Below are 20,619 nucleotides of genomic sequence, written 5' to 3' on the forward strand. Positions count from 1 at the left end.
CGCTTAGTTATGCAGGATAAACCATGCAAGGCATGCGCCAAGTTTACTTTAGCCGAACCGCCGCTTGCGGAACCGCATGAGCGGTGGTGTGAGAGGACGGGGGTTAGTCACCCCCTCCTACTCGATTGGGTCATAATTTTCTTCTCAGTTTCGTATTCTTTTAAAAGGAATTAAGAGGGGAGGCAGGCAATTATGACCAGCAAAGTAATTAGTATTCTGGCTGTGATACTTCTGGTGCTTTGTCTTTTAAGCGGTGGCTGTTCTTCAATAGCTCCCGAGCGAAACCTGAAAGCGTGGAAAGACCTCATAAAGCTGGCCCCGGAAGATAATACAAAGAAGGAAGTGAAGAAGAATCCGGAAGAACTTATCCCAGCCCGGGAAAAAAGCGAGAGCATCAGTATAAAATTGTACTTTGCTCAAGCTGATAAAGAGGAGTTGGTAATGGAAAGGCGAGAAATAACCAGGACAGAGGGTATCGCTCGCAGTACTATGCAAGAACTCTTAAAGGGTTCAGATAATCCGGCTTATCGTAATGTATTTCCGGAAGGAACCAGGCTTTTGGACATAAATCTGAAACCCGATGGGACTTGTATATTAGATTTTAGTTCTGAGCTCCGCCACCTGGAGAATGAGGCCGAGGAGAAATTGATGCTTGATGCAGTTTGCCAAACTCTGGCCCAATTCCCGGCGGTAAAACAGCTGGTTTTTATGATAGACGGTCGAGAAATAGATATAATAAAGGGGGAAGTGGATTTTATTTCTCCTATTAAAGTGAGTCGGTAAAGTGAGGAGCGAGGAGTGAGGTATAAAGAATTGAGAATATTTCCGGATATGTTTCATCATTAACCGCAAAAACTTACTTTTCATTGTGGTTGTATACCCTGGGGCATGGGCGTTTAGTCAGTAAAGCGTGTCCAGATGATGATTCGCTGAACACGCTAAGGGATTATTTGCGGGAGACGCTTGCAATATAGAGTCTCCTGCTTTTGTTTGCATAGCAATAAATCTGATAATATAGAATAGAATATAGGCGGTAAAAGTGATAGATTATTTATGATATCATTGCTGTTAGACCTTAGACTACAAAAGAGGTGTAGATTTTGGGGAAAAACCAGCCCATAGGCATTTTTGACTCAGGGGTAGGGGGATTGACGGTAGTGAAATCCCTGATGGAAAAAATGCCTGATGAAAGTTATATTTATCTTGGAGATACAGCTCATGTACCCTATGGAAATAAATCGGAACAGCAGCTATGCACTTACGCCCATAAGATTATTTCCTTTCTTATAACCAAGAAAGTAAAAGCGATTATCGTAGCCTGTGGTACTCATTCCTCGGTTACTCTTCCCTCGGTTTCACAGGAATACAGCTTGCCTATGCTGGGGGTGGTCAAAGCCGGCGCCCGGACGGCAGCAAGGCTAAGCCGCAACGGCAAAATAGGAGTGGCGGCTACGCAAGCTACCGTAAACAAAAAGGCTTTTACCCGAGAGATCCAGGAACTGGAACCAGGGTTTCAGGTTTACGAAGTGGCCTGTCCACGCTTTGTTCCCCTGGTGGAGGCCGGTAAATTGAACAACAGCGAAAGCCGGGAAACGGTAGCAGAATACCTGGGACCTTTACTGGTACAGGGTATTGATACCCTGGTTCTGGGTTGTACCCATTATCCTTTCCTGGCAACTGCCATCAGCGAATTTGCCGGCGAAAAGCTTAAGCTGGTAGATACTTCTTGTGAGACTATTGATGAATTGCAGGAAATATTTGGGGCCCAGGATCTTTTTAATGACAGTGGTGAAAAGCCCCGGCAAGAATTCTATGTCAGCGGGCAGGATGATTCTTTCTTTAATGTGGGGAGACTTTTGATGGGTGATATAATAAAGGAAATACACAGGCTGGATTGGAATTGAGGTGCCGAAATGAGCAGGGTAGGCTTTACCACCAGCATTCCGGTGGAGGTTTTATTAGCGGCAGGGAGGACTCCGGTGGACCTGAACAATGTTTTCATTAATTCCGCAAGTCCCCAGTCTATGGTAGACCTGGCGGAAGAAGAAGGCTATCCCCGCAACTGCTGTGGTTGGATAAAAGGACTCTATGCCACCAGTCTGAATTATGACATGGATGCTTTAATTGCCGTTATGCATGGGGATTGCAGCAATACCCAGGCGCTTATGGAAACCTTGCAATTAAGGAAAAAGAAGATAATCCCCTTTGCCTTTCCGTTTGACCGGGAGCGGGTGCAACTGGAAGCCCAGGTGGACAAGTTGATGCAGTTCTTTGAGGTAGAGATGGAAGAGGTTTTAAAGGTCCGGGCCCGGCTGGAGAAAATCCGCTCATTGTGCCGGGAGATAGACCGGATGACCTGGCGCGACAATCTGGTTAGTGGCCAGGAGAATCACTATTATTTACTTTGCTCCAGCGATTTTAACGGTAATCCGGATGCTTTTGAAGCTGAATTGCAAAGCTTTGTAGAAGAAGCCGGAAAACGAAGACCCATTAAGGAAGAAGTCCGCCTGGCCTATATCGGAGTACCCCCTATTTTCACCGACCTGCATCAGCTATTGGAACTTATGGGGGCCAGGGTGGTATTTAATGAAGTCCAGAGGCAGTTTTCCATGCCTATGCAAAGTGACGATATTATAGAACAGTATTTGCAGTATACTTATCCCTATGGGGCTTTTGCCCGCCTGGAGGATATTGAAGAACAGCTGGCTATTAGAGATGTACAGGGCGTAATTCATTATACCCAGACTTTTTGTTTTCGCCAGATAGAGGATCTTATTTTCCGGGAAAGGCTGAAAATCCCATTTTTGACCCTGGAGGGGGATCGCCCGGGAAAAGTTGATGCTAGAAGCAGGATGCGTCTGGAGTCTTTTGTGAGTATGCTGAAGAAATAACAGGTAGTATTTTTTACTTCAATCCAGGAGAAGGAAAATGTCAGTTACAGGAATAGATTTGGGTTCCAGAACGATAAAAATAATTGAAATGGATGGTCAGCAGATAGTCCATCATGGCCTTTATGATACCGTATCCTTTTATCGGAATTGTGGGATAATTGCAGGTGGAGAAATGACGGTTGATTTAGCCGGACTGGGCTTTAAACAGGGGCGGGTAATCGCTACCGGCTATGGTAAGATTAATGTAAAAATAGCGGGAGCGCAACAAATACCGGAGATTCAAGCCCATGTTTTTGGGGCCCTGTGGCAGAGTGGCCTTAAGGATTTTACTCTCCTGGATATTGGGGGACAGGATACCAAGGTAGTACAGGTAAGGGAAGGGCAGATGGTTGATTTTATGACCAATGACCGCTGCGCTGCCAGCTCGGGGCGTTATTTGGAGAATATGGCCTCAGTACTGGGCATAAGCCTGGAAGAACTGTCTTCTTTTAGTGAGGAAGCAGTGGAATTAAATGCTACCTGTGCTATATTTGGAGAAACCGAGCTAATAGCCCGGATTGTGGAAGGACACCCCGTATCCCACCTGGCCGCTGGTGTAAACTACAGCCTCTATCGCCGGGTTTCCATCATGCTCAAGCGTCTGCAGAGCAAGAGCATAATCCTGGCTGGGGGCGGAGCTTTGAATTCCGCTTTGGCCAGAATAATAGCCCGGGAGACCGGGTCTGAGATTTATCAACTATCCCAGCCTCAGTTTAATGGGGCTATTGGTTGTTGTGCCCGGGCCTAAGGCATCCTTTTTATTGAGCTTTGATGCTTATGGGAAAGATAATAATGATAGGATTAATAGCAATGATTCCCGCTCTTTAAAACAATAATTTGAATAGGTGGAGGTTAAGTAATGGAAAGACCCCAAAATAGGGCAAATGACGAAATGCGACTAGTAAAGATCATCCCTGGTTTTCAAAAATACCCGGATGGTTCAGTGCTTATTGAGGCTGGTGATACCCGGGTGATGTGCTCGGTCATGATAGAGGAAAAGGTTCCTCCCTTTCTTCGTGGCAAAGGAAGCGGCTGGGTTACTGCCGAGTATTCCTTGTTGCCCTCTTCGACCGAAACTCGGACTCAACGGGAGGCCAGTAAAGGAAAAATCACTGGGCGGACTTCGGAAATCCAGAGGTTGATCGGCAGGTCGCTGCGAGCAGTAGTGGATCTAAAAGCTATGGGTGAACGCACCCTGTGGATAGATTGTGATGTCTTGCAGGCAGATGGGGGAACTAGAACCGCAGCCATTACCGGAAGCTTTGTAGCTCTTTACCTGGCTTTTAAGAAGTTCAAGGAACAGGGAATTATTGAGACTATCCCGGTAAAAGATTTTGTAGCGGCTATAAGTGTTGGTATTATCGATGGAACGCCGATTCTGGACCTGGAGTATATTGAAGACTCCCAGGCCGATGTTGATATGAATGTAGTAATGACCGGGAAAGGCGATTTTGTAGAAATTCAGGGTACAGCTGAAGGAACGGTTTTCAGCCGAGCGGAACTGGATCAGCTCCTGGAGTTGGCGGGAAAAGGTATCCAGGAACTTATTTCTTTACAAAAAAGTATACTGGGAGTTTAGAAATTATGCCAAGAGAACTGTTGCTGGCTACCAGAAACCATAAGAAGAAACTGGAATTACAGGAGATTCTTCATGACCTGAATCTTAGTATTATTACCCTGGAGGAGCTGCCGCCCATGGCTGAGGTGGAGGAAGATGGGAATACCTTTGCGGAAAATGCTATAAAAAAAGCGGTATTTACGGCAATGGCCAGCGGTAGAGTATGTTTGGCTGATGATTCAGGACTGGTCGTTGACGCCCTGGGCGGACAGCCAGGAATCTATTCGGCGCGCTTTGCCGGTGAATTGGCCAATGATGAAGAGAACAACCAGAAGTTGCTTAAGCTGATGGAAACGATAGAGGAAGACAAGAGGACGGCAAGATTCGTTTGTGTTATTGCCCTGAGTGACGCCCAGGGGAATGTGGAAACGGTAGAAGGAAGATGTGAAGGGAGAATAGCTCTGGCTCCGGTGGGAAAAGGGGGATTTGGTTACGACCCTCTTTTTATACCCCAGGGCGATACCCAGAGCTTTGCCGAGCTACCTCCGCCGACTAAAAATCTTATAAGTCACCGGGGAAAGGCCTTGCGGCAAGCCCGCCCGCTGATAGAAAGATTATTCCGGGGGAGTAATTAAAAAGCCCGGCGGGGTTTCTTCATGTAAGTTTAAGGGGGGTATATCCCATCCCGCTACTACAATTTCAGCCTCAAACGCGGAAATGACTCCTGTTTTAAGCAGCAGGCCTTATCTGTATTAATCCATGCCTTTCCGGGATATTTTCCACCAGACTTTACAATAAGACCTGATAATTGACTCTGCGGCAAAAGCCCTTTTTATGCAACTAATGCATATTTATAACTTATTGCGGTGGAATCGATAATTTAAAACTTGAGTGCCTGGCACCAAAGGGGGAAATCCTTTGAAAATTGCGGTTATAGGCGATACTCACGGCCGGATTGAAAATATCCGCCGAGAATTAAAGACGATTAAACCGGAGCTGATATTCTTCACTGGGGATTTCTTAAGCGATGCCAAAAGAATTTATCATCATCTGGGGGTTACCCTGCATGCTGTGGCCGGGAATTGTGATTTTCATGATTCCGGCCCGGCTGAGCGTATTTTGGATTTGGAAGGAAAGCGCTTTTATATGGTTCATGGGCATCAATATGGGGTAAAGAACAGCGTAAATTCTCTCTATTACAGGGGCTTGGAACTGAATGCCGATGTGGTTTTGTTCGGCCATACCCATATTCCTTTCTGTGAGCAAATCGAAGATATCTGGTTGATTAATCCAGGAAGCCCTTCCCGCCCCCGTCTGGATAAAAAAGGATCTTATGCTTTGCTTTACCTGGAAAAAGGGAAAATCGAGGTTGGTATTGAATACATTTAATGAACCGGGAGTTCGTTATAAACTTGTTTGACTGGATCGAAGCGCTCGTTATTAAAACCCCAGGTTCTAAATGGTCCTTCGGCTGTGGCTGGTTTTAGTAACCAGGAGAAGGGGGCGAATGGCTTGCCAGATCTAACAGTAAATGAAATCACCAGTATACTGGAGGGTTTGATTGAAAATCCTTATATGTTCTATGTAATAGTAGATAGTGATGGAATAATAAGCTCCATTAACCAAACCTATTTGGATATTCTGGAGATAAAGAAAGAAGATGTCGTAGGACAGCATATTTTGGATATAACTCCTAACTCAGGGTTGCCCGAGGTTTTGCGAACCGGTCGCATGGACAAGGCCGACATTTGGTCGATAAAGGGAAGGGATACCATAGTAACCCGGGTGCCGATTTTTAAAAACGGGAAAATAATCGGGGCTATTGCCAGCAGCCTGTTTTTGGATATGTCCGGGGCCAAGATCCTTATGAAAAAACTGCAGGAAACGGAGAAGGAATTTACCGCTATATTGGAAGGCTTGATAGAAAGTCCCCATATGGCCTATGTTATTGTTGATAAAGAAGGTTTTATTACGGTAATGAACCAGACCTTTTTGGATATTTTAGAGATGAAAAAAGAGGAAGTAATAGGCAAATATGTGCTGGAAATCCTCCCCCATTCCAAGATGATAGAAATATTAAAAAGCGGCAGGGTGGATAAAGCGGATATATGGCCGATCCGGGGGCGGGACACCATAGTAACTCGTACCCCCATAAAAAAGCACGGGGAGATAATAGGAGCTATCGGGCATAGCCTGTTCCTGGATATGTCCGGGGCAAAAATCCTGGCCAAGAAACTGCAGGAAACGGAAAAGGAATTAAGCATCTACCGGAATGAGGTTAGCCAGATATATAGTGCCCGGTGGAATTTTGACGATTTAGTCGGTTGCAGTCAAGAGTTCCTGGCGGTAAAGTCTATGGCCCAACAGCTCTCTCATAGTATATCTACTATTCTAATTACCGGAGAAAGCGGTACCGGCAAGGAACTCTTTGCCCAGGCCATTCATAATGGCAGCGAAAGGAAGAACTGGCCTTTCGTAAGAATTAATTGTGCCGCCTTGCCGGAGAACTTGCTGGAATCAGAACTTTTTGGCTATGAAGAAGGAGCTTTTACCGGGGCGAGAAAGGGCGGGAAGCCGGGAAAATTCGAACTGGCCAAAGGGGGCACTATTTTCCTGGATGAAATCGGTGATATGCCGTTGACCATGCAGAATAAGTTATTGACGGTTTTGCAGGAAAAAATTGTGGAAAGGGTGGGAGGAACCACCCCCCTGGCCATTAATGTCCGCGTAATCGCTGCCACTAACCGCGACCTGGAAAAAATGGTGGAAAACCAGGAGTTCCGGGAGGATCTTTACTACCGCCTTAATGTTGTGGGATTGAGCATACCCCCTTTGAGAAGGCGCATGGATGATATTCCCCTTTTGGTTAATGATTTGATTCATAGAATAAACCAGTGTTTGAAGACCGATATTTCCGGGATTGAGCCAGAAGCGATAGATTTACTGCGCGAATATTCCTGGCCCGGCAATGTGCGGGAACTGGAGAACCTGCTGGAAAGAGCCATAAATTTGGCGGTAATGCGTAATGAGCAGATGATCGGGGTAAGGCATTTCCCTTCGCTGGATCAGAATAATAAGGATAAGAAATATGCCAAAATCGAAATACTGGATGACGGACAGAGCAGTCTTCCCCAACTGATCGAAAAGATAGAAAAGCAGATGATAATCCAATATTTGCAGGAAAGTGGAGGAAACAGGCAACAAACCGCAAAAATGCTGGGTATTCACAGTTCTGCCTTGTACCGGAAATTGAATAAATACGGCCTGGAATAAGTCCGGATGCTTATTCCCTGAGCTTTGTAGCGCCGACGATTCATCCCCTGCCATGCTGCAATCGCAGCAAATCAATGCTGGAGAATTACCCATTACCCTGTAATTTATTAAAACAGAAAAGAACCGTCCCCTTGTGCACTTGTGCATAAGCCTCTCCTGTTTTGGGAGAAAGAAGACAAGATGCGGGGAGTATGTGCTTATCCGCACAAAGTCAAATATTAACTTTCCTATTATCGAAGAATTAAAAGTTAAGCATTAGTTGGAAAAGAGAGGGCTGTCATCCAAACTGAAGGATTGACGGCCTTTATCCTTTTGGGCAAAAAAGCCTTTCGCTTGGCATGATTATTGCTTATTTAAATATGTATAAACCACCTGCTTTAGGGAAGTAGCCGGAGTTGTTGTTAAGGAAAAAAGAGAGAAGAGAAAAAGGATAATTGGGGGAATATAGAAAAGGGGGAATCAAAATGATAGACAAAAAGGGTATTACAGACATGCAGCTCATAGTAGATGATAGCTATCTGCAAGAACTGGAGAAGATGAACTTTCCCGTAGTTAGAAGTTATTTGCTGTCACTGGAAGATTTTAATGAGGAAATGCGCCAGGGTCTCATAGCCAATAAAGAGAATAAGGAGCTGGCTGCAGTCTACCTGGAAGAGCTGGAGCTTATGGAATTTCCGGTAATTAAAAGTCAGCGCATGAGCCTGGAGGAGTTCAATGAAGAGTTGAGGAAAGGGATAATGGAAGACAGTAATATCGAAGCAACCATACAGGTAGCCAGGGGAATTAAGATCAAGAACCTGGCCATGGTAAGCTAAGCCGCATAAGGAAGTATACTTCCCAAGCAGGTATGTTAAGCAAGGTTTTGGTTTTTATCAGTAAGAATTAAGAGAAGTAAGGCAAAGCGGGCCCGCTGCAGGCCCGCTTTATATTTATGGCTTCCTGGGCAATTGCTGTATTTTGTTGCAATATCCATTATTTTAAGTAATAAGGTTTTTTCTTCATGCTGTTTAAGAAGGAAATTCTAAATGGATGTCAAAGATATTAATAAGTAGTTTTATGCTTAATTTCTGCCTTTTTCACGGTTGTCATTCCGCTTATATGATATTTTTAGAGGAAATCGCCTATCTTTGTCGAAGCTTTTAGGATATTTGGATTTAGGGGTAATGTATGCGGGAATATTTAATCTATGTATTATTGATATATTTGCCAATAGGAGCAATAATGGGCTGTTTTCTGCGAAGGGAAGGCTTGGCAAAAAGAAACATGGCGATTATTCTCGCTCTTTCACTGCTTATTATAATTACTTTTCCTATTACTGTGGTTCGATTAGGTATATTATGTTCTTTCCTAAGTTATATTGTGGTTATTGTGGTTATTACTCGTTATTTGTTAGTGAACGAAGGAGATTTTGCTCCCCAGTCGAAAGGCAGACTGGTAACTGGGCCTGAATTGGAAAAACTTATGGAATCTATCGAAACCAAGTTGGATAGCGATTTGTCAGGTATGCGAGTAGAGGCCTTTGAGTATTTGGAGGGGGATTCAGTACCCACCGGTTTGATTGATCATAAGAGTGAATCTACTGCAGTAATTGACCTACCCCAGGAAGTAAAGCTGGCGGAAGAGCTTAAAGAAATGAACGAAGGCTTGCCAGAGGAGGAACTCGCCGAGGAAGAGCCGGCAGTAATTGAAGTTGAAGAAAAGCTTGATATCCAGGAAGAATACAGCAAGGACTTGCTTGAAGAGATAGCAGAAGAGGACGAGGAAGAGATCGCGGGAGAAAAAGAGACAAGTGAGGACAGGGAAAAAACGCTGGAAGAAAAGGTAACCAAAGCACTTGGGTCGGAAGTTGCAGGTGCAATAGTAACAACAGAAGAAGCAGGGGAGGAAATGACGACTGAGCAACTGGAAGAAGGTAGCGGGGAACTTGCAGTAATGCGGGCAGATGCTGAGGAAGAAAGCGAAGCAATCACTTACAGCGTGACCGGTGATGAATCAAGGCCGCCGCAAGAAGCGGAAATCGGAGCAATGGTTGCTGCTATGGCTGCAGAAGCCATAGAGGATGAGATTTTGCTGCAGGAAGAGATAGCCCCGGAAGAAATAGAAATAATGACAGAACCTGAGCTGGGGATAATAGCTGGAGAAGAGATAGACTTGCCTGCTGAAAGCTTGCCGACAGAAGAAATAGACAAAGAGGGCGAAGAAAGGGTAGTTGAGGCAGAGGAAAGAGTAGAAGCAAAGCTAGAATTTGATGAAGAGTATAGCCATGAAGTTGCAGAAGAATATACAGAGGAGATAACAGAGGAACTGGCTGAAGAGATAAGCCCGGAGCCTACAGAGATACTGGAAGAAAAGGCAAGAGAAGAATTTGCTGAAGCGCTTGAAGATATTCTTGATGGGGATTTGTCTGGAATTATTGAAGCAGTAGTGGGGGAAGAAAGGCTGGAGGAAGAGGAGCATTCTATTTCAGATAATATTAATGACAGAATATTTGACTTGATTGACCAGGGATTTTCACATAAAGAAACAGAGAATTTGCTGGAAGCTGCTGCTTGCTTTGAGGAAGCTTGGGATCTTTCTATAGATGATGAATTGAAGAGAGTTCTGAGTATAGAATTACTATATATATATCAGGTTATGGAGGAAAAACCACTATAATTATATCTTTGATTTCATTGCTGTTTTCTGGTACAAGGCTTGCATAAACATAATAGCTAAGCATGGATGCAATAGCAGGGGAAGGCTGAGCAGGCGATTATAAAAATGCAGAGGTATTAAAAATTCAAAATCCAAGCGTAGACTGTTATAATAAGATGCAATAATGTTTAGCAGTAAGAATATTTTGATCCAGGACGGAAATAACAGTAAATTCAAATAGTTTGTTTTTCTGGAGGCACTGCGATGGACAATGCAGACTTAACCGGGAGTGGGATTTGGGATATTACATGAAGGGAGCAGGAACTATGAAGAAGACCCAGGAGATTATTGGCTTGCCTGTTTTTTCGGTACTGGACGGCAAAAAGATCGGGCAAGTTAAGGATCTAGTTATTAACCCCGAGGAGGGAAAAGTGGATTTTATTCTAGTTAGCAATCGAAACTGGTATGATGGTGCCCGTGTTTTGGGCTACAAATCAGTGATGGGTATTGGTGAACACGCAGTTACAACGGAAAGTGAAAACCTGCTAACTACAATTAATGAAACAGCCAATGCCAATAAGCTTCTGGAGCGGAATATTGAGCTGAAGGGAAACCGGGTTTTAACTAACAAAGGGAATTTAATAGGTGTAATAAGTGAGTTTATAGTGGATGAAGATACCGGAGCCATTGCTTGTCTCGAATTTAGGACAGCGGAAGACGAATCCAAGATCGAGATTATTGATGCCAAGCAGGTAATGACTTATGGTTTTGATGTTATTGTAATAAAACAAGAAGAGGAAGCCGGAGTATTTGTTCAGCAGGAAGAAGCTCAGGAAAAGCCAGCGCCAATATCTGAGATTCAAGCTGAAAACGAGATTCCTCCTGTTGTGCTTACTACAACCCCCTCCCCTGAGCCTGCTCCGATAGTTGCGCCCACCGCCCCTACTCCGCCAGGAAGCAGTGATGGTGCAGCCTTTTTCAAACAGAAGCAGCGTCAGTTTTTACTGGGAAAGAAGCTCATCCAGGATATCAGAGATGCAATTGGAAATGTTCTGATTGCCCAGGAGACGCTAATCACTGAAGAAATTCTGGATCTGGCGGAAAGAAATAACAAGTTTGTTGAGCTTACACAATGTGCCAGGTAGATTGATTATTGGGGAGAAGAGTTATGATAGATGCGGGCAAGCGATGGCTTAAGGTCATGTCAATGGCAGTGATAGCAATAAGTGTATCACTGCTTATTGTTTCGTTTGCTCTGGCGGCAAGGGATCGCGAAAGCTATCCCTCCAATTTATGGCTAGGGGGAATATCCCTGGCGGATATGAGTAAACAGGAAGCTTATGAACTGCTCCAATCAGAATTACCTTCAAACTGGGGCGATAAAGTGCAGTTTTTACTAGGAAAGCAGGAAATCTTTATTCCGATGGAAGAAATAGGGGTTAGTTATGATCTGGTAGGTAGCCTGGATAAAATAGATCAGGCATTATTTAAGGGTAATGCTGCGACTGAATTACTCAGGCATAGTATAGTAAGAGGGCAGAGACAGGAGATCAACCCGGTGTTATCCTGGGATAAAGAACCTATACTGAAGAAAATATTGCAATTAAAAAAAGATTATGATAAGTTGGCGATTGATGCTCGGATTGTCTACAATCACGACTTCCTTGAATACCGGGCACATAAGAATGGCTACTTGATTGATGTGAATTCAAGCATGAATCGGATATCAAATGCACTGGAAAAAGGAATTCTGGGGCCGGTCGAGATTGCTGCAACTGAGGTACATCCGCGCGTAAAGATAGAGGACATTGAAACCGTTAAAGATGTTATTGCTGTAAGTGCCAAGAAAATTGACAATATGAGCCCGGAAACGCTTAGTCTTCTAGAAAAGCTGAATGGTCTGATAATAATGCATGGTGAAAGTTTGGATATAAAGGCGATGATGGATTCCAGGCACGAGCCAGCAAAGGCAGTTGCCAGTGAAACAAAAGCGCAGATTGAAGGAGTTATTTTTCAAGCGTGTATACAGGCCGGTATGGAGAAAGATAATGAGTCAGCAATGGAAAATAAATTGCAGTATCCGATTCTTTTAACTACCAGCCTGAGTGAACAGACTCTTCTGGTAAAGATATATGGATGTCAGACAGAACCCGGCAAGGAAATTAAGCTGCTAAGCGAACGGGAAGATGTATATCCTGAAGTACAGATTAAGCTTGATCCTCGCCTCTCACCTCAGCAAAGAATAATCCAGCAGGAAGGGGAAAAAGGATTCATCCTGCGAAATTACCGGGTGGTTAGCCGCGGGGGGAAAGTGGTGGAAAAGAGTCTTCTATCCGAGGAACTTACCCCCGCCTCTGATACCATAATAGTAGTAGGCCCTGGAAATACTAGAAAATAGGAATATAAGCAGTATCGATTTGAGCTAAAAAGGGCATTAATAGTAAAAGGAGGGGAAATGAATGGAAGAACTGCGTCAGCAGGTCAAAATTGAGCTTTTGCGTACCCTTCTCTGGGTCACGCTGTCCTTGGGTCTGGCCATGGCTATATTTTATTTTGTATTGTAAGGGAGAAAAAACAAAGAATTCAGCAGTATAGCCCTTTGAACGGCTATACTTTTTTCAAAAGCCCAGCTTTAAATTAGTAAATTTGCTTCCACTGCAAAAAGTAATAATTATTATTGATGTTACTGCAAAAAGTTATAAATATGCATTAGCGTGCATAAATATACCGCTCGCAGTCTACGCATGGGCAACACTTGCGGCTTGTCTCGCGGCTCAAGGGGTACCGCGCTAATCTCCCATCCTGGTCACAACCTTAATAGTGACACCCGCAGGGTGATAGCGCTCTCGCGATGTCCTGTCGCTCGTCCCCTTTCGCCTGCTCGCCTTCGCCGGTGCAAACTTAATAGTGACATCCGAAGGATGGAACATCAGGAGTACCCGAAGGGTGCTGCGTCCATGCTTCGCCAGCGCTTTGTATATTTATGTAACCCTTATGCAAAAAAAGGTTTTTGTAGTAGAGTCAAATTTATTACTTGACATAAGTTAAAAAGGCGCTTATACTACATGTATGATACCCATGGGGGGTATAAAGGATGACAAAAAATAATGAAAAAACGCGCAAAAACGTCCTGGTTCGCTTAAGGCGCATTGAAGGGCAGGTGCGGGGAATACAACGGATGATGGAAGAAGAAGCGGATTGTATGGATATTCTCACCCAGATTTCCGCGGTTAAATCGGCCATTAATCAAGTTGGTATTATTATTTTTGAAAAACACGCTCAAGAATGTATTGTTAAAGCGATGGACGAAGACAGACAGGAAGAAAATCTGAAAGAGATTGTTAATGTGATGGGAAGACTTATCAAGTAAGATAATGCTAGGAGGGATAAAATGTCAGATATCAAAGTATTCAACCAGGATAATTGGGAGAAAGAAGTAATGCAGTCTGATTTGCCGGTTCTGGTTGATTTTTGGGCTCCCTGGTGCGGACCCTGCAAGATGGTGGGACCGGTGGTAGAAAGCCTGGCCGGCGAGAATACCGGGAAGATTAGTGTTGGCAAAGTTAATGTTGACGAAAATCAGGCCCTGGCAGCTCGCTTTGGTATCAGGGGTATACCCACCCTGGCTTTTTTCCAGGGCGGCTCAGAAGTAAAAAGAATTGTTGGAGCTCAAAATAAAGCACAATTACAAAAAGCCATCGATGAAGTAAGCAGAAGCTAAAGGCAAAAAGGCCACTCCTGCTTAGTCAGGTATCCTAGAGGCAAGAATTAAGGTGAAAATCCCTGTGATGGGGGCGGACAGTTAAGACTGTCCGCCCCTTTTTCAGTGCGCCCGGCATGGGCGCAGTCTAACGGGTGAAAGTCCCTAGTGCGGGTTGATAGTGCCAAGCACATAGCCAAGGGCAAGGGTGTCCATCGCGAGGTGGAATCTGAAGGGATCTGATGGCAAACTTCTGGTCTGACGAACTTCCTTGATGGGCATAGTCCACTTTTTGGAGATGTCCTGTATAGCCAAGTATATGATTTTTCTAAGAGCATCTCTACCTGTGTGTTCAATCTTTCCTGAATATCAAGCTTAAGTCCTGACATATCAAATAAACTTGCAAATTTTTCATCAAAATAAACAAGGAAATCTATATCTGACTTCTCGGTATTTTCGTCATTTGCATAAGAACCAAATAAGTCAATGCTAAACACTGGATAAGCCGGCGCAACCTGATTCACGGCATTTTTTATATCTGTAATTGTCACGCTTCATCACTCCTTAAAGATCGGCAGGTAATTAATGACTTCCGCTGCCTTTTTTCTCGTATTCGGTTTACCATTGGTGCGGGTCATACTTTATCCTTGGGAAACAAAAAAACTTCCCCCTGCTTCCCCCTACAGCAGCCAGACATAGTCCTGCCGGCAATCTACCAAGGCATTTATATAGACGATGTCTCCACGAATCTGATAAAGTGCCATATAGCGATTTTCAAAAAGTAACTTGCGGTATTTTTGAAACGGTAATGCTTCATGGTAAAGCCATGGATTGCGTTCCGGCATCACGGCAAGATCAGCCGTCATTTCAACAAAAGTATCAATGAGCCTGTTGGCGGCTGGCACACTTACGTTTGCCAGAAAGCGCATGTGCCCAAGGAGCATCTCCCAAGCAGTTTCCGTTATTTTGACCGTGAAGCCTTTATTCCTTTCTGGCATCGGGCACCTCTGCAACGGCCTTACGCATGGCGGCGACCGTTTCCTCTACTGTGTAAGTCAACCCCTTCTGGATGTCGAGTTCCGACTGCATCAGCTTTTCCTTGAGCTTTAAGAGACTCTCACGCCGGGCAAAGGATTCTATATCCATTACTACCAGATCGCCCTTGCCGTTTTTGGTGAGGTAAACCGGCTCGCCCGTTTGCCTGCACAATTCAGAAATTTGATTATAGTTCTTGCGGATCGCCGCTGAGGGTCTTATATTCATCATACTAATCACCTCTCTTGGTAGCCATAACATATCCTTTTGATATGCTTATTATACTACCATTCGCGTGCTTTGCCTACATTATTTTAATCCATCCATGAAAGTAAGAGGATGGCAGACTATAGCTTGCCATTGGTGCGGGTTCACAATTTATCCTTATGATTTCCCGCCTTTATGGGGATGGCTGTTTTTCATTTTCTGTAGGAACTCCTGAATATTTTGCTCATAGCCATTTTTCCCCGGTTCGTACAGGGTAATCCCCTTAATCCCCTGGGGAAGATATTCCTGTTCCACATAACCTCCATAATCATGAGGGTACTTATAGCCTTTACCTTTACCCAATGATGCCGACTGCGAATGAGAGCTGTCGGCAATATGTGCTGGAACAATAATCCGGGGAGTGTTGTGCACCGTATAGATGGCCTTATCAATAGCCACTTTGCTGCTGTTGCTTTTGGGAGCGGCAGCCAGGTATATGGTAGCCTCGGCCAGGGGGATACGGGCTTCGGGCATCCCCACAAACTCCAGGGCTCTGGCGGCAGAAGCAGCCAGGGTAAGGGCATAGGGGTCAGCCAGTCCGATATCTTCTGCGGCATGGACGATAAGGCGGCGCGCAATAAACTTGGGGTCTTCCCCTCCTTCCAACATTACCGCCAGCCAGAACAGTGCAGCATCCGGATCAGAGCCTCGTATGCTTTTAATAAAGGCGGAAATAGTATCATAATGGTAATCCCCACTGCGGTCATACTTGAGGATCAGGCGTCCGGTGACTTTCTCCAGCAGTTCAGGGGTAATCCTTAGACTGCCATCTTTATTGCTATAGGAATTATGCAGGGTGTCCAGGATATTAAGGGCGGTACGGGCATCCCCTTGCGCTGCTTGCACAATCATGGCCATACTCTGCTCATCAATACTGCTATCTTGCTGTCCCAGGCCCCGTTCCGGGTCACTAAGGGCCTGTTCAACAATGCGGCGGAGGCTATCGCCATTTAGAGCTTCCATAACATATAGCTTCATACGAGACAAGAGCGCATTATTCATTTCATAGAGAGGGTTTTCTGTTGTAGCCCCGATTAAAATCAGGGTGCCATCTTCAACATAAGGTAGTAGTACATCCTGCTGGGACTTGTTAAAACGGTGAATCTCATCTACAAAGATGATGCTTGCTTGTTGATAGTATTTGCGGCGATCAGCGGCATCGCCAGCAATTCTGCGTATTTCGCTAACACCAGAACTTACGGCTTTAATGGCGGCGTAATGAGAAGAGGTGGTGTGGGCAATGATATAAGCAATAGTGGTTTTGCCGCTGCCGGGAGGACCATAGAGCACAAAAGACTGCAGGCGGTCATTTTCAATAGCCCGGCGCAAGGGAGAATCCGGCCCGATAATATGCTCTTGACCTACGACTTCATCAAGACTGCGAGGGCGCATTCGCCAGGCCAGAGGGGTATGGGTATTAAATTTTTCCTCATTGGCGAGCGAAAATAAATCCATAGTTTTTCTCCTCATAATTTTCAATAGTATCAGGTAAACTTAAGCTCATTATAGAATAAATGTTCTGACCTGCCAAGACAGCAAGTCATTTGTAACGAGGTGAATTATGTCCCTCGCTTCTTTAAGCAGCCGGGTTCCTATTAACAAAACAGACGGCGGGTTCTAATCCCGCGTCCTCTTTGCAGCGCTCTCGTTGAAACTGCTTCGCAGTTTCTTCCGATGCTTAAATGCTAAACTGTCTGAAGAGTATTGAAAAGGGTATAATAGTAGAAATGATTCAGGGAGACGGTAGAGTGAAAGTTGCAGTATTGATGAGCGGAGGTATAGATAGTACGGTTTCTGCTTTGCTGTTGCGGGAGCAGGGATATGAAGTCATCGGCTTAACCATGGTTCACCTGCAGCGGGAAGCCGGGGAAAAAGCCGCCCGGATAGCCAATGAACTGCAAATTGAGCATCAGGTGCTGGATCTGCGGGAGGCTTTTCAGTCAGCCGTGGCGGATTATTTTTGTATGGAATATGAACAGGGCCGTACCCCCAATCCATGTGTAAAATGCAACGAAGAGATTAAGTTCGGCTTGCTGTTAAAGGCCGCGCTGGATTGGGGAGCCGATAAAGTGGCCAGCGGTCATTATGCCCGCATCGATTATGATGACAAGAGTCAATGTTACCGCCTTATAAAAGGCGTAGATCCTCGTAAAGACCAGAGCTATTTTCTTTACCGCTTAAAGCAGCAGCAGTTGTCCAGTCTCATCTTTCCCCTAGGCGGGTATAGGAAAGAAGAAGTGCGAGAGATAGCCCGCCGCTATCATCTACAGCTGGCCGAGGAAAAAGAAAGCCAGGAAATATGCTTTATACCTGGGGATTACCGCGATTTCATCCGCCCGCAGGTAAGCTATAAAGAAGGCAGTTTTTTGGACCGGACGGGAAAGGTACTGGGAAGGCATCGCGGTATTCCCTTTTACACCATTGGCCAGCGCCGGGGGTTGGCAATAAGTGCCGGGCGTCCGCTATATGTGCTCAAAATTGATCCCGAAAAAAACCAGATCCTGCTGGGGGAGAATGAAGAACTATTCAGCCAGGTACTTCGCTTTAGACAGAATCATTTTATCTGCTCCCAAGATTTTGAGTTGCCCATCAGGGTTAAGGCCAAAATTCGCTATGCGGCCAGGGAGGCGGAAGCTATCTTGCACTATATCGAGGATGATATCTGGGAACTTGTTTTTGAAGAGGCCCAGCGGGCCGCAACCCCTGGACAAAGTGTAGTCTATTACCAGGGAGATTATGTTTTGGGCGGGGGGACAATCATGGCATAGAGCTTTGATTGACGAACGCTTTTTGGCATGCTATCATATGGTTAATAAAGGAGTTGCCGCTTTTTGTGTGGCGGCTAGTCCTAAATGTGGCTTGACCGCCTTACTCAGGCGGTCGTTTTATTATTGCTTGTGTTTGCTACACAAGGAAATAATCCCTACGATCACCAGGCAAAAACCAAAAAGTCCTGTCCAGGTAACCACAGGCATCACCTCCCCTCGCGGGAAAGTGACCAACCGCCAAACGGCAACTCCTATACCAATTTTAGCATAACTTTCATTATCCAGGCGGAGAAAAACGGCTCCGCAGACTCCGGATTGATTTTATTTGGAGAAATCGCCAGGGTAGTATTTAGGGAAGGGTGAAACCCTTCTTTTTTTATGGCTTTGCTAGAACCCCCTTATCCCTAACATTCTGCATCAAAATCTCAATCTGTGACAAACTAAAAATGCTTTTTGCAGTGACATTAAAAATAACTATTGCTTAAACTCCTAAGGGCAAAGGGGGTAAATGATTGAAAACGCGCAATATCCAGTACTTACCTGTTTTTTTAGCTCCCCAGGCAGAAGTAGTTGCGGTGGTGCAAAAGGCGGTCATTGGGGATGATCTTGGACTTCTATACCTGGTGGTCCGAGGGGAAGATGGTAAAGATGGCCTTATCTTTCGCGATGATTTTGATTTAACTCCGGAAGCAGTAAAGATCTGGGATCTGAACTGTATTAAATCTTATGCCCATGGGGAAGAATTATCAGTATATGAGAAAAAGCTGGGAGACACCGTATTTGACTGGCAGGGAAAAGAACTGGGCATAGTCTCCGATTTTATTCTTTCCCCGGCTGAAAAACAGGTTCAAGGCCTGGAAATCTCCTCCGGGGCCATAAACGATATTCTCCAGGGGCGGATGGAGTTGTCCCTGCAGGAGGTTTCCTGGAAGAGTGTCAAGAGCGGAGTCCTGGCTGCTGAAGGGAGCCAAGAGGAATGATTATCAAGTGTCCCGTCTGTGGTGGCTTGCAGGTTGGTCGGGTGGGTAGTGATCAGTATTATTGCTGGAACTGTTTTCTAGAATTTAATTTTCGTAAAGGTATGCTCAACCTTTATGAAGTGGCTGAAGATGGAACCCTGGTAGCTATGGAAAGCTCCTCTCAGGTTCTCTAATCAACACCCAAGCCCAGAGGACACAAGCAGCGATCAAAATGGGAGTACTGAAGAACGGGAGTTTTGATGCTGCAACCTTAAATAGTGATACCCGTAGGGTGCAGGGTGAAGGAAACAAGCGGTGGTAAGTGAATGCGCTTGTGCATAAACGGTGAGATGCTATTGGTATAACCCCTCACCCCTTACCCTCACGCCTCACTTTTCTTATTAAAAGCCGTTCCAAGGGAGGGCAAAGGAAATGCTGCCTGCCAGTAGTAAGATATATCGATATTTCTTCTTTATTACGGTGGTTCTGGCCAGCATTTATTTTTTATTCCTGGTCAGAGAAGTTTTGCTTACTTTTTTTCTGGGGGCGGTTCTGGCTTATTTACTCTTTCGCCCCACATCTTTTTTGGAAAAGAAGGGTTTAAAACGGGTTTGGGCGATTTTAGTCCTCTATCTGGTGGTACTGGCGGCCTTTTTCCTATTTTTTTCCCTGGCTGTACCTGCTATGGTTGTGGAATTACACCAGATGGCAGGGATTCTGCCTGATTACGCTGAACAGGCCCGGGACATGGCAAAAAGCATAGATGGGATGGAATTAGGCAAGCTGACACCTATACTAAAGGAAAACCTCAAGCAGATAGAAAACAAGCTATTTGAGGGCTTAAAGGATTTTTTGGGTGGCTTCTACAGTTTTCTGGGAAAGTTTCTGGCCCTGGCTTTTTCCCCTATTCTGGCCTTTTATATAATAAATGACTGGGAAAAAATACGCGATGCTTTCTTAAGCCTTTTTTCCCCTTCCTTCCGCCGGGATATTAAGGCCGTTCTGGAAAAGATAGATGAGGCTTTAATTGAATTTCTTAAAGGTCACTTGATAATTGCCACTTTTGTAGGTATCTTTACTGGAGTTGCCGCAACTTTGCTGGGGGTGAAATTCCCCCTTTTGATTGGCTTGATAGCTGGCGTAGCTGATTTAGTTCCCTATTTCGGCGCTTTTTTAGGCGGCTTTTTTGCGATATTTATTGCTCTTTCCGATTCTATGCAACTTGCACTATACATGGGACTGGCAGTTCTTCTTATCCAACAAGTAGAGAGTAACATTATAACTCCCCGAATCATGGGGGGGAAGCTGGGTATGCATCCTCTTCTTATTGTCTTTGCCTTGCTGGCTGGAGGTAAGCTGATGGGCATCTGGGGCATGCTCCTGGCCGTGCCCCTGGCTGCTACCCTGAAGGTTCTGGCCCAGTGGGTTTTCCTAAAGATGGTAGAAAGCTAGTCGCTTTTTATCGGTGGCTGTGTCCTCTGGGCATGAAAGGTTC

Annotated in this window: 22 protein-coding genes; 18 read left to right on the plus strand and 4 right to left on the minus strand. The window is 45.0% G+C overall.

Features of this window, described 5'->3' with window-relative positions; all coding sequences use genetic code 11:
* Window positions 1-192: 192 nt before the first annotated feature.
* The 14 genes from PHP87_RS03525 to trxA all read left to right on the plus strand — a co-directional run bounded on the left by PHP87_RS03525 (window position 193) and on the right by trxA (window position 14,116).
* Complete coding sequence (locus tag PHP87_RS03525; protein ID WP_299918514.1) at window positions 193-783, plus strand: GerMN domain-containing protein; 591 nt, start codon at window positions 193-195, stop codon at window positions 781-783.
* 317 nt (window positions 784-1,100) lie between these two features.
* Entirely contained in the window at window positions 1,101-1,904 is an 804-nt protein-coding gene (gene murI / locus PHP87_RS03530) for a glutamate racemase (RefSeq protein ID WP_299918516.1), read from the plus strand.
* A 9-nt stretch (window positions 1,905-1,913) separates the two neighbouring features.
* A complete protein-coding gene (locus PHP87_RS03535) occupies window positions 1,914-2,891 on the plus strand; it encodes a 2-hydroxyacyl-CoA dehydratase (RefSeq protein WP_299918518.1) in 978 nt (325 codons plus the stop codon).
* A 37-nt stretch (window positions 2,892-2,928) separates the two neighbouring features.
* Window positions 2,929-3,678 carry an acyl-CoA dehydratase activase gene (locus PHP87_RS03540; protein ID WP_299918520.1) on the plus strand — a complete coding sequence of 250 codons (750 nt, stop codon included), beginning with the start codon at window positions 2,929-2,931 and terminating at the stop codon, window positions 3,676-3,678.
* A gap of 111 nt (window positions 3,679-3,789) precedes the next feature.
* Window positions 3,790-4,509 (plus strand): ribonuclease PH, encoded by a 720-nt coding sequence (rph, locus tag PHP87_RS03545; protein ID WP_299918524.1) that lies wholly within the window; start codon window positions 3,790-3,792, stop codon window positions 4,507-4,509.
* 5 nt (window positions 4,510-4,514) lie between these two features.
* Complete coding sequence (locus PHP87_RS03550; protein WP_299918526.1) at window positions 4,515-5,123, plus strand: XTP/dITP diphosphatase; 609 nt, start codon at window positions 4,515-4,517, stop codon at window positions 5,121-5,123.
* 283 nt (window positions 5,124-5,406) lie between these two features.
* Complete coding sequence (locus PHP87_RS03555; protein WP_299918528.1) at window positions 5,407-5,877, plus strand: metallophosphoesterase; 471 nt, start codon at window positions 5,407-5,409, stop codon at window positions 5,875-5,877.
* Window positions 5,878-6,000: 123 nt separating this feature from the next.
* Window positions 6,001-7,761: a sigma 54-interacting transcriptional regulator gene (locus tag PHP87_RS03560; protein WP_299918530.1), complete on the plus strand. Its 1,761-nt coding sequence runs from the start codon at window positions 6,001-6,003 to the stop codon at window positions 7,759-7,761.
* Window positions 7,762-8,225: 464 nt separating this feature from the next.
* Complete coding sequence (locus tag PHP87_RS03565) at window positions 8,226-8,576, plus strand: hypothetical protein (protein ID WP_299918531.1); 351 nt, start codon at window positions 8,226-8,228, stop codon at window positions 8,574-8,576.
* Window positions 8,577-8,982: 406 nt separating this feature from the next.
* Complete coding sequence (locus tag PHP87_RS03570) at window positions 8,983-10,416, plus strand: hypothetical protein (RefSeq protein ID WP_299918533.1); 1,434 nt, start codon at window positions 8,983-8,985, stop codon at window positions 10,414-10,416.
* Window positions 10,417-10,721: 305 nt separating this feature from the next.
* Window positions 10,722-11,540: a PRC-barrel domain-containing protein gene (locus PHP87_RS03575; RefSeq protein WP_299918535.1), complete on the plus strand. Its 819-nt coding sequence runs from the start codon at window positions 10,722-10,724 to the stop codon at window positions 11,538-11,540.
* Window positions 11,541-11,548: 8 nt separating this feature from the next.
* On the plus strand, window positions 11,549-12,793 hold the full coding sequence (locus PHP87_RS03580; RefSeq protein ID WP_299918537.1) for a peptidoglycan binding domain-containing protein: 1,245 nt from the start codon (window positions 11,549-11,551) through the stop codon (window positions 12,791-12,793).
* A 696-nt stretch (window positions 12,794-13,489) separates the two neighbouring features.
* Window positions 13,490-13,765, plus strand: coding sequence for a metal-sensitive transcriptional regulator (locus PHP87_RS03585; protein ID WP_299918538.1), 276 nt, complete (start codon window positions 13,490-13,492; stop codon window positions 13,763-13,765).
* A gap of 21 nt (window positions 13,766-13,786) precedes the next feature.
* Window positions 13,787-14,116 carry a thioredoxin gene (gene trxA, locus PHP87_RS03590; RefSeq protein ID WP_299918541.1) on the plus strand — a complete coding sequence of 110 codons (330 nt, stop codon included), beginning with the start codon at window positions 13,787-13,789 and terminating at the stop codon, window positions 14,114-14,116.
* A 47-nt stretch (window positions 14,117-14,163) separates the two neighbouring features.
* On the opposite strand, the gene PHP87_RS03595 is transcribed toward trxA, so the two are convergent.
* The 4 genes from PHP87_RS03595 to PHP87_RS03610 all read right to left on the minus strand — a co-directional run bounded on the left by PHP87_RS03595 (window position 14,164) and on the right by PHP87_RS03610 (window position 16,852).
* On the minus strand, window positions 14,164-14,646 hold the full coding sequence (locus PHP87_RS03595; protein ID WP_299918544.1) for a nucleotidyltransferase domain-containing protein: 483 nt from the start codon (window positions 14,644-14,646) through the stop codon (window positions 14,164-14,166).
* A 129-nt stretch (window positions 14,647-14,775) separates the two neighbouring features.
* Complete coding sequence (locus PHP87_RS03600; protein ID WP_299918546.1) at window positions 14,776-15,093, minus strand: type II toxin-antitoxin system RelE/ParE family toxin; 318 nt, start codon at window positions 15,091-15,093, stop codon at window positions 14,776-14,778.
* A complete protein-coding gene (locus tag PHP87_RS03605; protein WP_299918549.1) occupies window positions 15,077-15,358 on the minus strand; it encodes a type II toxin-antitoxin system Phd/YefM family antitoxin in 282 nt (93 codons plus the stop codon). The genes PHP87_RS03600 and PHP87_RS03605 overlap by 17 nt, the downstream gene beginning before the upstream one ends.
* 156 nt (window positions 15,359-15,514) lie before the next feature.
* Window positions 15,515-16,852 (minus strand): replication-associated recombination protein A, encoded by a 1,338-nt coding sequence (locus PHP87_RS03610; RefSeq protein WP_299918551.1) that lies wholly within the window; start codon window positions 16,850-16,852, stop codon window positions 15,515-15,517.
* A 272-nt stretch (window positions 16,853-17,124) separates the two neighbouring features.
* Between PHP87_RS03610 and mnmA the strand changes: the two genes are divergently transcribed.
* From mnmA to PHP87_RS03630, 4 genes are all read left to right on the plus strand, one after another.
* A complete protein-coding gene (gene mnmA / locus PHP87_RS03615; RefSeq protein WP_299918587.1) occupies window positions 17,125-18,165 on the plus strand; it encodes a tRNA 2-thiouridine(34) synthase MnmA in 1,041 nt (346 codons plus the stop codon).
* A 512-nt stretch (window positions 18,166-18,677) separates the two neighbouring features.
* Entirely contained in the window at window positions 18,678-19,145 is a 468-nt protein-coding gene (locus PHP87_RS03620) for a PRC-barrel domain-containing protein (RefSeq protein ID WP_299918553.1), read from the plus strand.
* Complete coding sequence (locus PHP87_RS03625; RefSeq protein ID WP_299918590.1) at window positions 19,142-19,318, plus strand: hypothetical protein; 177 nt, start codon at window positions 19,142-19,144, stop codon at window positions 19,316-19,318. Before PHP87_RS03620 ends, PHP87_RS03625 begins: the two co-directional genes overlap by 4 nt.
* Before the next feature lie 238 nt (window positions 19,319-19,556).
* Window positions 19,557-20,576 carry an AI-2E family transporter gene (locus PHP87_RS03630; RefSeq protein ID WP_299918555.1) on the plus strand — a complete coding sequence of 340 codons (1,020 nt, stop codon included), beginning with the start codon at window positions 19,557-19,559 and terminating at the stop codon, window positions 20,574-20,576.
* Window positions 20,577-20,619 lie beyond the last annotated feature (43 nt).

Source organism: Syntrophomonas sp. (assembly GCF_028707975.1).
GTDB lineage: Bacteria > Bacillota > Syntrophomonadia > Syntrophomonadales > Syntrophomonadaceae > Syntrophomonas.

Bases quoted from the DNA above. Each gene is read 5' to 3' on its own strand.
- PHP87_RS03575 (WP_299918535.1), top strand. From the start codon at position 10,722: ATGAAGAAGACCCAGGAGATTATTGGCTTGCCTGTTTTTTCGGTACTG.
- PHP87_RS03630 (WP_299918555.1), top strand. From the start codon at position 19,557: ATGCTGCCTGCCAGTAGTAAGATATATCGATATTTCTTCTTTATTACG.
- PHP87_RS03585 (WP_299918538.1), top strand. From the start codon at position 13,490: ATGACAAAAAATAATGAAAAAACGCGCAAAAACGTCCTGGTTCGCTTA.
- PHP87_RS03550 (WP_299918526.1), top strand. From the start codon at position 4,515: ATGCCAAGAGAACTGTTGCTGGCTACCAGAAACCATAAGAAGAAACTG.
- PHP87_RS03610 (WP_299918551.1), bottom strand. From the start codon at position 16,852: ATGGATTTATTTTCGCTCGCCAATGAGGAAAAATTTAATACCCATACC.
- PHP87_RS03540 (WP_299918520.1), top strand. From the start codon at position 2,929: ATGTCAGTTACAGGAATAGATTTGGGTTCCAGAACGATAAAAATAATT.
- PHP87_RS03605 (WP_299918549.1), bottom strand. From the start codon at position 15,358: ATGAATATAAGACCCTCAGCGGCGATCCGCAAGAACTATAATCAAATT.
- rph (WP_299918524.1), top strand. From the start codon at position 3,790: ATGGAAAGACCCCAAAATAGGGCAAATGACGAAATGCGACTAGTAAAG.
- PHP87_RS03525 (WP_299918514.1), top strand. From the start codon at position 193: ATGACCAGCAAAGTAATTAGTATTCTGGCTGTGATACTTCTGGTGCTT.
- PHP87_RS03600 (WP_299918546.1), bottom strand. From the start codon at position 15,093: ATGCCAGAAAGGAATAAAGGCTTCACGGTCAAAATAACGGAAACTGCT.
- PHP87_RS03565 (WP_299918531.1), top strand. From the start codon at position 8,226: ATGATAGACAAAAAGGGTATTACAGACATGCAGCTCATAGTAGATGAT.
- trxA (WP_299918541.1), top strand. From the start codon at position 13,787: ATGTCAGATATCAAAGTATTCAACCAGGATAATTGGGAGAAAGAAGTA.
- PHP87_RS03535 (WP_299918518.1), top strand. From the start codon at position 1,914: ATGAGCAGGGTAGGCTTTACCACCAGCATTCCGGTGGAGGTTTTATTA.
- PHP87_RS03570 (WP_299918533.1), top strand. From the start codon at position 8,983: ATGGGCTGTTTTCTGCGAAGGGAAGGCTTGGCAAAAAGAAACATGGCG.
- PHP87_RS03625 (WP_299918590.1), top strand. From the start codon at position 19,142: ATGATTATCAAGTGTCCCGTCTGTGGTGGCTTGCAGGTTGGTCGGGTG.
- mnmA (WP_299918587.1), top strand. From the start codon at position 17,125: ATGATTCAGGGAGACGGTAGAGTGAAAGTTGCAGTATTGATGAGCGGA.